The sequence below is a fragment of the Kitasatospora sp. MAP12-44 genome (assembly GCF_029892095.1).
In the GTDB taxonomy this organism is placed as follows: Bacteria; Actinomycetota; Actinomycetes; order Streptomycetales; family Streptomycetaceae; genus Kitasatospora.
In genome coordinates, this window is record NZ_JARZAE010000004.1 from 6,034,273 (window position 1) to 6,047,094 (window position 12,822).

A 12,822-nucleotide genomic window follows, 5' to 3' on the forward strand; every position below is an offset into this window, starting at 1 on the left:
GGTCCACGAACTCCGCCGAGCGGGACAGGTAGCCGCCGCACCAGCCCACCAGGTGGGCGCCGCAGTGTCAACGCGGTGCACTCATCTGTCCCATTTGCCCCGGCTTGCCTGGCAGTTCGGTCACGATCCGCGTTCGCCGGACGATCACCCAGTGAGACTCGACCCGCTGTCGAGCCGCCCTGGATTGGGTCACCGCCACGCCCTCCCGGCGTGCCGGTGCGGGTCGCGGCGGGTGCGCACGGGTAGGAGTTGGGCTGTCACCAAGCGTGTCGCCCACAGCGTCGCCCACAGCGTCACCAACCGTGTCACCGTGCCGCGTTGCCGTGCCGCGTTGCCGTGCCGTTGCCCCGCCCCGCCGAGCCTTGCAGGAGCCCGTGTTGGCCGCATACCTCAACCGCCCCGACGACGCCGCCACGTCCGGATCCGACCCCGCCGCAGCCGAGTCCGCCGCCGCGCCCCTCGCCGCGCCCCCCGCCGAGGACGCCCCGCCGCCGCCCGCCCCACTGGCCGCCCTCGCGCATGCCCATGGCGTGGACACCAGTTACGACCCCGGCGCCGGTCCCGTCCCGGTCTCCGCGCACACCCTGATCGCCGTGCTCGCCGCACTCGGCGTGGACGCGAGCACCCCGCAGGCCGTCGAGCACGCGCTGGCCGAGCACCGCGCCGGCGCCGCCGCCCGGCTGCTGCCGCCCTGCCTGGTGGCCCGCTCCGGCCGGCGCACCGCCCTGGACGTCCCCGCCGAGGCCAGGCTGACCATCACCCTGGAGGACGGCGCCGACTGGCAGCTGCCGCCCGGCCGTTCGCACTGGCTGCCCGCCGACCTCCCGCTCGGCCGGCACACCCTGCGGCTGCGCCTCGCCGACCGCGCCGAGTCCACGCCGCTGATCGTCGCCCCCGACCGGCTGCCCGCCCTGCCGGGCCGCAGCTGGGGCTTCCTGGCCCAGCTCTACTCCGTGCTCTCCGAACGCTCCTGGGGCATGGGCGATTTGGCGGACCTCGCGGAACTGGCCCAGTGGTCGGCGGGAGCGCTCGGCGCGGGCTTCCTCCAACTCAACCCGCTGCACGCGGCGCTGCCCGGCACCCCGTCCGACCCCTCGCCTTACCGCCCGTCCTCGCGCCGCTTCGCCGACCCGGTGCACCTGCGGGTCGAGGCCGTCCCCGAGTACGCCTACGCCGGCCCCGAGGCCGCCGAGCGGCTGGCCGTACTCGGCCGGCAGGCCGACCGGCTGCGCCAGGAGGTGCTGCAGCACGACGGCCTGATCGACCGGGACGCCGTCTGGGCCCTCAAGCGCGAGGCCCTGCAGCTGCTGCACGCCGTCCCGCGCGGCCCCGGGCGCGAGGCTGCCTACCAGGCGTACGTGCGGCGCGAGGGCGACTGGCTGGAGCAGTACGCCACCTGGTGCGCCCTCGCCGAGCAGCACGGCGGCGACTGGCACCAGTGGCCCAAGGGCCTGCGCCGCCCCGACTCCCCGCAGGTCGCCGCCGCCCGCGCCGAGTCGGCCGACGCCGTCGAGTTCCACCGCTGGCTCGCCTGGCAGCTGGACGAGCAGCTCGGCGCCGCCCAGCGCGCCGCCGAGCAGGCCGGCATGCCGATCGGCCTGATCCACGACCTCGCGGTCGGCGCGCACCCGGACGGCGCCGACGCCTGGGTGCTCCAGGACGTCCTGGCGGCCGGCATCTCGGTCGGCGCCCCGCCCGACGCCTTCAACGCCCACGGCCAGGACTGGGGACTGCCGCCCTGGCGCCCCGACGCCCTCGCCGCGGCCGGCTACGCCCCGTACGCGGAGCTGCTGCGCTCCGCCGCCCGGCACGCGGGCGCGATCCGGATCGACCATGTGATGGGCCTCTTCCGGCTCTGGTGGGTCCCGGCCGGCCACCCGCCCACCGAGGGCACCTATGTCCGCTACGACGCCGAGGCGATGCTCGGCGTGCTCGCCCTGGAGGCGTACCGGGCCGGCACCGCCGTGATCGGCGAGGATCTCGGCACGGTCGAGCCCGGCGTGCGCGAGGAACTGACGGCGCGCGGCATCCTGGGCACCTCGGTGCTCTGGTTCGAACGCGACTGGGCCGGCGACACCGGCGACAAGGGCAGCCCGCTGCCCCCCGAGCGCTGGCGCGCCGCCTGCCTGGCCACCCTCACCACCCACGACCTGCCCAGCACCGCGGCCCGGCTGTCCGGCGAGCACGTCGAGCTGCGCCACCAACTCGGCCTGCTGGCCCGGCCGCTGGCCACCGAGGAGGCCGAGGCCGCCGCCGAACTGGCCGACTGGCACGCGGAGCTGACCCGGCTCGGCCTGCTGGACCCGGACGCCCCGATCGACCCGGCCGCCCTCTACGGCTTCCTGCTCGCCACCCCCGCCCAGCTGCTCGGCGTCTGGCTGCCCGACACCGTCGGCGACCCCAGGCCGCAGAACCTCCCCGGCACCTGGGACCAGTACCCCAACTGGCGCCTGCCGGTCGCCGACGCCGCCGGCACCCCGGTCACCCTGGAGCAGCTGGCCGCGGCCCCGGGCGCGCTGGCCCTGGCGGCGCTGCTGCCCGGAAGGCGGACCCCGGCGCGCGGGGCCCGATAAGGGGCCGCTACCTTAGGAAACGTGGACAAGAGGAACGCTTTGCGCGCTGGTGCGGTCACCGCAGCGGCCACGCTGATGATGCTGATGTCGTCGCCCGCCTTCGCCCAGGAGGTCGCCGACGGCTCCTACAAGGGCCTGTCGGTCGCGCAGACCCTCGGTCTGTACGTCGCGATCCCGCTGGTGGCCTTCGCGGTCATCGCGGGCCTGGTCATGGTCGGCTCCAAGTCGACGGTCACCAAGAACAAGAAGAAGTAGCCACCGCGGGCACCCACCCCGCCGCCCGTCCGGGCGGCGGGGTTCGCCCGTGTCCCCGCGCGCTGCCGGTTCAGGACCCGATCAGGTACCCCGCCGCGTAGGTCACGCCCATCGCCAGCCCGCCGCCGACGAGGTTGCGCGCGATCGAGCGCCGCACCGGCGCCTCGCCGAGACGGGCGCCCAGCCAGCCCGTCAGGACGAGCGCGCAGAGCACCGCGCACACCGTCACCGGCACCCGCAGCCCGGTCGGTGGCAGCACGATGGCCAGCAGCGGCAGCAGCGCCCCGACCGTGAAGGACGCGCAGCTGGCGGCCGCCGCGTGCCACGGATTGACGATCTGCTCGGGATCGATCCCCAGCTCCACCCGGGCGTGCGCGCTGAGCGCGTCCCGCTCGGTCAGCTGCTCGGCCACCTCCCGCGCCAGCTCAGGCGTCAGCCCCCGGTCCTCCAACAGGCCCGTCAGCTCGGCGAGTTCAGCGACCGGTTGCTCGGCCAGCTCGCGGCGCTCCAGCTCCAGCGCCGCCTGCTCGGCGTCCCGCTGGGTGCTGACGGACACATACTCGCCGGACGCCATCGACAGCGCCCCCGCCAGCAGCCCGGCCAGCCCCGAGGCCAGCAGCACCGTCGAGGAGGCGGTCGCCCCCGCCACCCCGACCACCAGCCCCGCGGTGGACACCACCCCGTCGTTGGCCCCCAGCACCCCCGCCCGCAGCCAGTTCAACCGAACCCCGAGCCCCCCGGCCCCCGCATCCGCCTGCGCCATCTCTTCGTCCACGCCCCCAGTCTCCCCACCCACCCCACCAGCAACACCTGTCGCTCTCCCCTGCGACCCGGACATGCCGACGGCCTGTCAGCGGTCTCGAATCAGCGGCTAGCGCGAGCCGGCCGCGCGGTCGGCGGCCTGCGCCTTCAGGGCGCGCTCGATGCCGGCGCGGCCTCTTAGTAGGTCGAGAAGTCGGCCGTGTCGACTTCCAATGCGCCGAGCAGGACGCTCTCGCCGAACCGGAACTCCCGGCGGGTGCTGTAGCGGGGGCCCTCGGGGGTGGTGTGCGGCGCGGAGAGGACGATGCCGGTGCCGTTGCGGGGGTCCACGATCAGGTAGTACGGGATGCCCATGACGGGGTAGTCGCGCATCTTCCCCTGGTAGTCGTTCTCCGGGTTGGACTTGGACACGACCTCCACCACGGCCACCACGTCACGCGGGTGGACGGCGTCGCCCGACTCCAGAGCACTCTCGGGGAAGACCATGATGTCCGGTCGGCGTTTGATGCCCGACGCGGAGTCCTCGACATCGGCTCCACCGTGCGCGATCAGCTCCAGGGCCGACTTCTCCAGTTGGCGGTCCAGCTGTTTGGCGAGGCGGTAGACGATGAGTTCATGGAGGTTGGCCGGGCTCATCATCATGATGATCTCGTCCCCGCTGATCTCGGTGGCCCAGACGTCCTCCGGTGCGAGGGCGGCGAGCTCGTCCGCGACGGCGCGCATCCTTGCGTAATCCATCTGGTGCCTCCACCAAGGGTCGGTCCGGACTGGCCCGAGCCCAGCGTAGTGCCGCTTCGGCTCCGGTACGCGACAGGCCGTCGGCCACGCAGCGGGAGCTGCGTGGCCGACGGCCTGTCAGCGGTCTCGAATCAGCGGCTAGCGCGAGCCGGCCGCGCGGTCGGCGGCCTGTGCCTTCAGGGCGCGCTCGATGCCGGCGCGGGACTCGATGACCATACGGCGCAGGGCCGGGACGGGCTCCGCCTCGGCCAGCCAGGCGTCGGTGGCGTCCAGGGTGGCCTGCTCGACCTGGTAGACCGGGTAGAGCCCACCGATGATCTGCTGCGCGATCTCGTGGCTGCGCGAGTCCCAGACGGACTGCAGCGCCGCGAAGTACTTCGCCGTGAACGGGGCCAGCAGCTCGCGCTGGTCCGCCTGGACGAAGCCCTTGATGATCGCGTCCTGCACGTAGTTGGTCAGCTCGTCCGACTCCACCACGGATGCCCAGGCCTCGGCCTTGGCGGCGGCCGTCGGCCGGGCCGCGCGGCAGCTGGCCGCGTGCTCGTTGCCGGCGGCGGTGCTGTCGCGGGCCAGCTCCGCCTCGATCGCCTGGTCGTCGGCGCGACCGGTGGCGACCAGGCTGAGCAGCAGCTCCCAGCGCAGCTCGGTGTCGACGGCCAGGCCCTCGATCTCCACCGTGCCATCCAGCAGCCCGGCCAGCAGGGTGAGTTGCTGCTCCGAGTGGGCGGCGGAGGCCAGCGCCCGGGCCCAGGCGAGCTGGTGGTCGCTGCCGGGGGCGGCGGCGTGCAGCCGCTCCTCGGCGGTGGCGGCCCACTGCTCCAGGCCCTGCTCGCGCCAGGCCGGGTCGGCGTAGATGTCGAGCGCGCTCTTGACCTGGCGCTGCACCGACTGGACCACGCCGATGTCCGACTCGCGGGGCAGGCCGGAGGTGGCCAGCGCCAGGTAGTCGCGGGCGGCCATCTCGCCGTCCCGGGTCATGTCCCAGGCGGCGGCCCAGACCAGGGCGCGCGGCAGCGTGTCGGCGAAGGCGCCCAGGTGCTCGGTGACCACGGCGAGTGAGTCCGCGTCCAGCCGCAGCTTGGCGTACGACAGGTCGTCGTCGTTGAGCAGCACCACGGACGGGCGCTGACGGCCGACCAGCTCGGGGACGGCGGTGCGCTCGCCGTCCACGTCCAGCTCGATCCGGTCGGCGCGCACCAGCTTGCCGTCCGTCAGCTGGTAGCTGCCGATGGCGATCCGGTGCGGGCGCAGGGCGGCCTCGCCCTTGGCGCCGGCGGGCAGTGCGGGGGCCTCCTGGACCACGGTGAAGGAGGTGATGACGCCGTCGGCGTCCACCTCGATCTCCGGGCGCAGCACGTTGATGCCGGCCGTCTCCAGCCACGCCTTCGACCAGGACCTGAGGTCGCGCCCGCTGGTCTTCTCCAGCGCGCCGAGCAGGTCGGCCAGCGTGGTGTTGCCCCAGGCGTGCTGCTTGAAGTACGCCTGCAGGCCCTTGAAGAAGGCGTCCTGGCCGACGTAGGCGACCAGCTGCTTGAGCACCGAGGCGCCCTTGGCGTAGGTGATGCCGTCGAAGTTGACCATGACGTCGTCGAGATCGTTGATCTCGGCCATGATCGGGTGGGTGGACGGCAGTTGGTCCTGCCGGTAGGCCCAGGTCTTCATCTGGTTGGCGAAGGTGGTCCAGCCGTTGGGCCAGCGGGTGCCCTCGGGCTCGACCAGGGCGACCATCTCGGCGTAGGTGGCGAACGACTCGTTCAGCCAGAGGTCGTTCCACCACTCCATGGTGACCAGGTCGCCGAACCACATGTGGGCCAGCTCGTGCAGGATGGTGGTCGCGCGGCCCTCGTACGCGGCGTCGGTCACCTTGGACCGGAACACGTACTGGTCGCGCAGGGTCACCGCGCCGGCGTTCTCCATCGCGCCCGCGTTGAACTCCGGGACGAAGAGCTGGTCGTACTTCTCGAACGGGTACGGGCAGTCGAACACGTTCTGGAAGTACTTGAAGCCCTGCTTGGTGACGTCGAAGATCGCCTCCGCGTCCAGGAACTCCTTGAGCGACGGGCGGCAGTAGACGCCCAGCGGGACGGTCTGGGTGCCCTCGGTGTACTCGTCGAAGACGCCGACGTACGGGCCCGCGATCAGCGCGGTGATGTACGTGGAGATCCGACCGGTCGGGGTGAAGTTCCAGACCTGCGTGTCACCCTCGCCGACCGGCTGCGGGGTGGGCGAGTTGGAGACCACGACCCAGCCGCGCGGGGCGGTCACCGTGAAGGTGAAGGCCGCCTTGAGGTCGGGCTGCTCGAAGGAGGCGAACACCCGGCGGGCGTCCGGCACCTCGAACTGGCTGTACAGGTAGGTCTCGCCGTCCACCGGGTCGACGAAGCGGTGCAGGCCTTCGCCGGTGTTGGTGTACGCGCAGTCGGCGACCACGCGCAGCTCGTTCTCGGCGGCCAGGCCGGTCAGCGCGATCCGGCTGTCGGCGAAGGCCGAGGTGTCGACCTGCGTGCCGTTCAGCACGATCTCGTGCACGGTCGGGGCGACCAGGTCGATGAAGCTGGCGGCGCCGGGCTGGGCGGCGGTGAAGCGGACCACGGTGGTGGAGCGGAAGGTGCCGCCGTCACGGGCCGAGCTCAGATCGAGCTCGATGTCGTAAGCGTCCACATGGAGGAGCTGGGCCCTGGTACGGGCCTCCTCACGGGTCAAGTTGGTGCCAGGCACTCGCAGGACTCCTTCGTCAGGCTTAGACCGACCGGCCTTATCCCTGGCATCCTCCCACGCGGCCCCGCTCGGGGTCCGGGTGCGGCGGCTGATCGCGCCGCCGCACCCGGACGCCCGGTCAGCTCTTGCTGTAGAGCGTCGCGCTGGCCTCGATCGGCAGCTGCGGGACGGTCAGCACCTCGGTGTCGTCCGTCGACACCAGCACCTGCGCGTCCTGGAACGGCATGAAGCTGTCGCTCTTGAGGGCGATGCCGTAGACATTGGTGAGCGAGCCGTCGGCCGGCGCCAGCGTGACCAGGCGTGCGCCCTTGCCGAAGCCGTCCATGGCGATCACCAGCGGCTTGCCGTCCTTGCTGCCGCTGGCCAGCCGCAGACCCTGCTCGGCGCCGCCGTCGACGGTCCACAGCGTGGTGCCGGAGACCAGGTCGATGGCCCGGATCGCGGTCTTGTCGCTCTGACTGACCTCGACGTACAGGGTGTTGCCCAGCACCATGTCCTTGCTCAGCGCGGCGGAGGCGGAGCTGAGCTGCAGCCGGTCCTCACCGGCGACCTTCAGCGGGATCTTCGCCATCGGCTTGCCGGTGGCGTCGAAGCCCAGCAGGTAGTCGTTGTCGTAGCCCGAGGAGATCTGCAGCACCAGCGGCTTGGTCGACACGATGTTGGTCAGCCGGTCGTTGTCGGTGGTCAGCGGGAACGACGAGGTGATCTGGCCGGTGTCCGCGTTGAGCACGCTGACCTGCTGCTTGGGGGTGGCGTCCGGGCAGAAGTCGCTGACCACGACGACGCTGTCGGCGGTGTCCGAGCTGTCGTTGCAGAACTCGCCGCGGTCCTTGTACGTCCACAGCGCGTGGCCGTCGGTCAGGCTGAAGCCCCCCAGCACCCCGCTGCTGGCGGCGGCCACCGTGGTGTCGGTGACGGTGAGCTGGGTGTCGAAGCTCTTCTGCGGCAGCGTGCCGCCGACCTTGAACAGCAGCTTGCCGGTGGTGGCGTCGACCGCGCCGACGGCGGAGCAGTCGTCGTCGCCCAGGTTGAAGCTGATGCCGCCGATGTACTTGGAGTTGGCGTTCTCGGACATCGAGCAGATCGCCTTGGTGCCGGCCGGCGGCGTCAGCGTCCAGGCGACCTGGCCGTTGCTCATGTTGTAGCCGGTCAGGCCGGTGGCGTCGCCACGCACGAACAGCTTGTCGGTGGTCCACTCGCCCAGGGTGTGCGAGTCGGAGCCGCTGGCGGTGGACTTCGGCACGGTCCAGGCGGCGTTGAGCTGGCCGGCCGTGGTGCCGCCGCCGCCGGTGCTGCCGCCGCTGGTGGCGCCGCCCGTGACGCCGCCGCTGGCGCTCGGCTTGGCCGGCGTGTTCGGGGACATCAGGACGATCAGGCCGATCACGATGGCGATCGCCAGCACGCTGCCGGCGACGGCGCCGAAGATCAGCACCGGGTTGCGCTGCTTGGCCACCGGCGGGGGCGCCATCACCGGGCCGGGGTAGCCGTAGCCGGCCTGCTGGTTGTACTGCGGGGCGCCGTAACCACCCTGGTCGGGCGTCGGGCCGCCCTGGCCGAAGCCCTGCTGCGGGGCGTAGACCGGCGGCGGGGCCTGCGGGTAGCCGTAGGAGGGCGCGGCCTGCGGGTCGTACGGGCCGATCGGGGCGCCGTACGACGACGGCGGCGGTCCGCTCGGCGCAGCCGGAGCCGGTGCGGGGGCGGCCGGGGCCTGCGCTGCCGGGGCCTGCGCCTGCGCCGGGAAGGCGGGCGCGGTCGGCTGGTAGCTGATGTCCGCGGGCGCGGCGGGCGCCGCGGACGGCTGCGCCGGCGCCGGGCCTGCGGCCTGGGCGGGGATCGGTGCTCCGTCGAGCTGCGTCAACTGGTCCGCGACCGCCGCCGGGTCGACGGCCGGCCGCCGTGCGGCCCCCGTGCCCTGCTGACCTGCCGGTGCGGAGTCCTGCGGCTCGACGCCCGGCACGCCACCGGCGCCCGGGTTCGATTGATCCCCTGACATATGTTGCCCCGTCATTTTCGGTTTGTGTGCCGCCGCGGCGACCGGTTCTGGTGCCGGTGGGGCGGCTGAGATAAGGACATCGTAAGGGTGCTCCATTCGGCCGCCCTGGCAGGTCCGGCTCGATGTCGCGAGGCCTCCCGACGGGCCCGCCGAGGGGGCTGGAGCAGGTGTCGGTCGGCCTTGACGCGGCATTGTCGGCCCGGCGCAGCATAGAGTTCACAAGTTGAAGGTGAACACTGGTTGCGACTCCGGCGGCACGCGGCGCCGCAGCCCCTCATTCGCTAGCTCCGCCGCAATGGCGCGGCCTGGGGCGGGGACGGTCGGGTCCCCGGGCCCCTGGGAGGGTAAATCATGTCGATGGACACGCCGGGTTCGCAGTCGTCGCTGCACCGGGCCAACCTGGAGCGGGTGCTGCGTGCCGTGCGGATGGCGGGGTCGCTGACCCAGGCCGAGATCGCGCGGGGGACCGGGCTGTCGGCGGCGACGGTCTCCAACATCGTCCGGGAGCTGAAGGAGAGCGGCACCGTCGTGGTCGCCGACACCTCCTCGGGCGGGCGCCGGGCGCGCTCGGTCTCGCTCAGCGGGGACGCCGGAATCGTGGTCGGCGTCGACTTCGGCCACTCCCACCTGCGGGTGGCGGTCGGCAACCTGGCGCACCGGGTGCTCGCCGAGGAGAGCGAGCCGATGAACGTGGACGTCTCGGCGGCTCAGGGTTTCGACCGGGCCGAGGCCCTGGTGGAACGCCTGCTCGAGCAGGCCGGCTTCCGCCCGGACAAGGTGATCGGGGTCGGGCTCGGCGTGCCGGGGCCGATCGACGTGGAGACCGGGGCGCTCGGCTCCACCGCGATCCTGCCCGGCTGGACGGGCATCGCGCCCGGCCGCGAGCTCTCCTCCCGGCTCGGCATGCAGGTGTACGTCGACAACGACGCCAACCTCGGCGCGCTGGGCGAGCTGGTCTGGGGCGCCGGGCGCGGCCTGAGCGACCTGGCCTATATCAAGGTGGCCAGCGGCGTCGGCTCGGGTCTGGTGATCAACGGTCAGATCTACCGCGGCCCGGGCGGCACGGCCGGCGAGATCGGGCACATCACCCTGGACGAGGCCGGGCCGGTCTGCCGCTGCGGCAACCGCGGGTGCCTGGAGACCTTCGTCGGCTCCCGCTACCTGCTCAACCTCTTGAACGCTAGCCATGAGCGCGAGCTGACCCTGTCCACGGTCGTCCAGCTGGCCAGGGACGGCGATCTGGGGTGCCGTCGGGTGATCGCCGACGCCGGCCGGCAGATCGGCAGTGGTGTCGCGATGCTCTGCAACCTGCTCAATCCCCGCCGGGTGATCCTCGGTGGCGACCTCGCCGAGGCCGGTGAGCTGGTACTTTCTCCGATTAGGGACTCCGTGGCGCGCTACGCCATCCCCTCCGCGGCCCGTCAGCTCTCCATCGTCCCGGGCACGCTGGGCGGCCGCGCGGAGGTGTTGGGCGCGCTCGCGCTGGTGATGAGCGAGATGGGCGAAACGGGCACACTCGGGCATTCCACCCATGCTTCAGCCAGCCGCGGCTGACGCAGGATCTGCGCCGTTTGTCTCAACTCAGCCTTCGAGAAGATAACGAAACCATTTGGATCCCCGGAGCACTGGGTTTACTTGTTGACGACAAGGTGGGGGGACGGGTTGACTCCCTTCCACCTTGCCGCGACGTTGCGGCTCCGTCAGGGAGGCACCCCCCACCATGAACGCAATGATGCGTCGCGTCGTCATCGGCACCGCCGCGGTCTCGATGGCCCTCACCATGGCCGCCTGTGGCAAGGCGGGCGGTGGCTCCAGCGCAAGCAGCGGGGACACCAAGACCGTTGGCCTCCTCCTGCCGGAGAACTCCTCCTCGATCCGCTACGAGTCCTTCGACAAGCCGCTGATCGAGGCCAAGGTCAAGGCGCTCTGCCCGGACTGCACCGTCAAGTACAACAACGCCAACAACGACGCGGCGACGCAGAAGCAGCAGTTCGACACCCTGGTCTCACAGGGCGTCAAGGTGATCCTGCTGGACGCCGTCAACGCCAAGGGCACCGAGTCCTGGGTCACCGACGCGGCCAAGAAGGGCGTCAAGGTCATCGCGTACGACCGCCTGGCCGCCGGCCCGGTCGCCGCCTACATCTCCTTCGACAACGAGAAGGTCGGCGAGCTGCAGGGCCAGGCGCTGATCAGCGCGCTCGGCCCGAACGCCAAGAGCGACAGCATCGTCATGATCAACGGTGACGACGCCGACCCGAACGCCGGTCAGTTCAAGGCCGGCGCGCACAAGGTGCTCGACACCGGCGTGGGCAAGATCGCCTACGAGCAGTCCGGTATGTGGCAGCCCACCGTGGCCAGCCAGAAGATCGGCGCCGCGATCACCGCGCTGGGCAAGAACGGCTTCCAGGGCGTCTACTCGGCCAACGACGGCATGGCCGCCGCCATCATCACCGCCCTCAAGACGGCCGGCATCAACGTCCCGGTCGGCGGCCAGGACGCCGCCCCGGACGCCATCCAGCGCATCCTGACGGGCGACCAGGCGTACACCATCTACAAGGCGTACAAGCCGGAGGCCGAGGGTGCCGCCGACATCGCGGTCAACCTGCTGCACGGCCTGGACGTCACCGCCATCGCCTCCTCGGAGACCAACAGCGGTGGCACCAACGTCCCGTCGCTGCTGCTGGCCCCGGTCGTGGTGACCAAGGCCAACGTCGAGGCCACCGTGATCGCCGACGGCCTCTACAAGGCCAGCGACATCTGCACCGCCCAGTACGCCGACGCCTGCAAGGCGGCCGGCATCCAGTAAGCGGCCCGGCCGGCCGGACCCCCCTGACGGGTCCGGCCGGCCCTCGCTGTTCCGCGCGTGCCTCGGCCGCGCCCCCCTCGTCCCTCGCACTACCTCTTCGCGCCCGGGGCGGCGCGTGGCTGACCCGGTCCGGTGGCAATCCCCCAGGACCCGGGCACGAAGGAGCCCAGACACCATGGTTCACACAGACGCACCCATCCTGGCGTTGCGCTCGGTCTCCAAGCGATTCGGTGCCGTCCAGGTCCTGACCGGCGTCGACCTGGAGGTGCGCGCCGGACAGGTGGTCGCGCTGGTCGGCGACAACGGCGCCGGCAAGTCCACCCTGGTCAAGACGATCGCCGGGGTCCACCCGATCGACGAGGGCACCATCGAGTGGGAGGGCCGCCCGGTCCACCTGACCCGCCCTCAGGACGCCCAGGCGCTCGGCGTCGCGACGGTCTACCAGGACCTCGCCCTCTGCGACAACCTCGACGTGGTCGCCAACCTCTTCCTCGGCCGCGAGCTGATCCGCGGCGGCCGGCTGGACGAGGTCGCGATGGAGAAGCGGGCCAAGGAGCTCCTTGACACCCTCTCCATCCGCATCCCCAGCGTCCGCATCCCGGTCGCCGCGCTCTCCGGCGGTCAGCGCCAGGTGGTGGCGATCGCCCGCGCCCTGGTCGGCGACCCGAAGATCGTCATCCTGGACGAGCCGACCGCGGCGCTCGGCGTCGAGCAGACCGCCCAGGTCCTCGACCTGGTCGAGCGGCTGCGCGAGCGCGGCCTCGGCGTGATCCTGATCAGCCACAACATGGCGGACGTCCGGGCCGTCGCGGACGAGGTCGCGGTGCTGCGCCTGGGCCGCAACAACGGCGTCTTCCCGGTGGCCACCACCACCCACGAGACGATCATCTCCGCGATCACCGGCGCCACCGACAACGCGGTGACCCGCCGCCAGGCCCGCGTGGCGGGAGCAGCCCAGTGAGCAAGCACTCCAGTAC

Annotated in this window: 9 protein-coding genes; 5 read left to right on the forward strand and 4 right to left on the reverse strand. The window is 72.1% G+C overall.

Annotation, left to right across the window (positions count from 1 at the left end):
- The first annotated feature begins 503 nt into the window (after nt 1-503).
- Together malQ and P3T34_RS27655 are read left to right on the forward strand one after the other, a co-directional pair.
- Nucleotides 504-2,573, forward strand: a complete 2,070-nt coding sequence (malQ, locus tag P3T34_RS27650) for a 4-alpha-glucanotransferase (protein ID WP_280672436.1) — start codon at nt 504-506, stop codon at nt 2,571-2,573.
- Nucleotides 2,574-2,594: 21 nt separating this feature from the next.
- Nucleotides 2,595-2,828 (forward strand): hypothetical protein, encoded by a 234-nt coding sequence (locus P3T34_RS27655; RefSeq protein ID WP_280668738.1) that lies wholly within the window; start codon nt 2,595-2,597, stop codon nt 2,826-2,828.
- Nucleotides 2,829-2,898: 70 nt separating this feature from the next.
- Here P3T34_RS27655 and P3T34_RS27660 read toward each other — a convergent pair whose 3' ends face one another.
- The 4 genes from P3T34_RS27660 to P3T34_RS27675 all read right to left on the reverse strand — a co-directional run bounded on the left by P3T34_RS27660 (nt 2,899) and on the right by P3T34_RS27675 (nt 9,039).
- Complete coding sequence (locus P3T34_RS27660; RefSeq protein WP_280672438.1) at nt 2,899-3,591, reverse strand: VIT family protein; 693 nt, start codon at nt 3,589-3,591, stop codon at nt 2,899-2,901.
- Nucleotides 3,592-3,767: 176 nt separating this feature from the next.
- On the reverse strand, nt 3,768-4,328 hold the full coding sequence (locus tag P3T34_RS27665) for a Uma2 family endonuclease (protein WP_280668739.1): 561 nt from the start codon (nt 4,326-4,328) through the stop codon (nt 3,768-3,770).
- Between the two features lie 138 nt (nt 4,329-4,466).
- Nucleotides 4,467-7,046, reverse strand: coding sequence for an aminopeptidase N (gene pepN / locus P3T34_RS27670; RefSeq protein WP_280668740.1), 2,580 nt, complete (start codon nt 7,044-7,046; stop codon nt 4,467-4,469).
- A 118-nt stretch (nt 7,047-7,164) separates the two neighbouring features.
- Nucleotides 7,165-9,039: a PQQ-binding-like beta-propeller repeat protein gene (locus P3T34_RS27675; protein WP_280668741.1), complete on the reverse strand. Its 1,875-nt coding sequence runs from the start codon at nt 9,037-9,039 to the stop codon at nt 7,165-7,167.
- A 357-nt stretch (nt 9,040-9,396) separates the two neighbouring features.
- Between P3T34_RS27675 and P3T34_RS27680 the strand changes: the two genes are divergently transcribed.
- From P3T34_RS27680 to P3T34_RS27690, 3 genes are all read left to right on the forward strand, one after another.
- A complete protein-coding gene (locus P3T34_RS27680; protein ID WP_280672440.1) occupies nt 9,397-10,593 on the forward strand; it encodes an ROK family transcriptional regulator in 1,197 nt (398 codons plus the stop codon).
- Between the two features lie 166 nt (nt 10,594-10,759).
- The gene (locus tag P3T34_RS27685) at nt 10,760-11,845 is read left to right on the forward strand and encodes a substrate-binding domain-containing protein (protein ID WP_280668742.1); all 1,086 of its coding nucleotides are present in this window, start codon (nt 10,760-10,762) and stop codon (nt 11,843-11,845) included.
- Between the two features lie 175 nt (nt 11,846-12,020).
- Complete coding sequence (locus tag P3T34_RS27690; protein WP_280668743.1) at nt 12,021-12,806, forward strand: ATP-binding cassette domain-containing protein; 786 nt, start codon at nt 12,021-12,023, stop codon at nt 12,804-12,806.
- The last annotated feature ends 16 nt before the right edge of the window (nt 12,807-12,822 follow it).

What these genes read in the sequence shown, in the direction of transcription:
- P3T34_RS27690 (WP_280668743.1), top strand. Translation starts at nt 12,021, where the DNA reads ATGGTTCACACAGACGCACCCATCCTGGCGTTGCGCTCGGTCTCCAAG.
- P3T34_RS27685 (WP_280668742.1), top strand. Translation starts at nt 10,760, where the DNA reads ATGAACGCAATGATGCGTCGCGTCGTCATCGGCACCGCCGCGGTCTCG.
- P3T34_RS27660 (WP_280672438.1), bottom strand. Translation starts at nt 3,591, where the DNA reads ATGGCGCAGGCGGATGCGGGGGCCGGGGGGCTCGGGGTTCGGTTGAAC.
- P3T34_RS27675 (WP_280668741.1), bottom strand. Translation starts at nt 9,039, where the DNA reads ATGTCAGGGGATCAATCGAACCCGGGCGCCGGTGGCGTGCCGGGCGTC.
- P3T34_RS27680 (WP_280672440.1), top strand. Translation starts at nt 9,397, where the DNA reads ATGGACACGCCGGGTTCGCAGTCGTCGCTGCACCGGGCCAACCTGGAG.
- P3T34_RS27665 (WP_280668739.1), bottom strand. Translation starts at nt 4,328, where the DNA reads ATGGATTACGCAAGGATGCGCGCCGTCGCGGACGAGCTCGCCGCCCTC.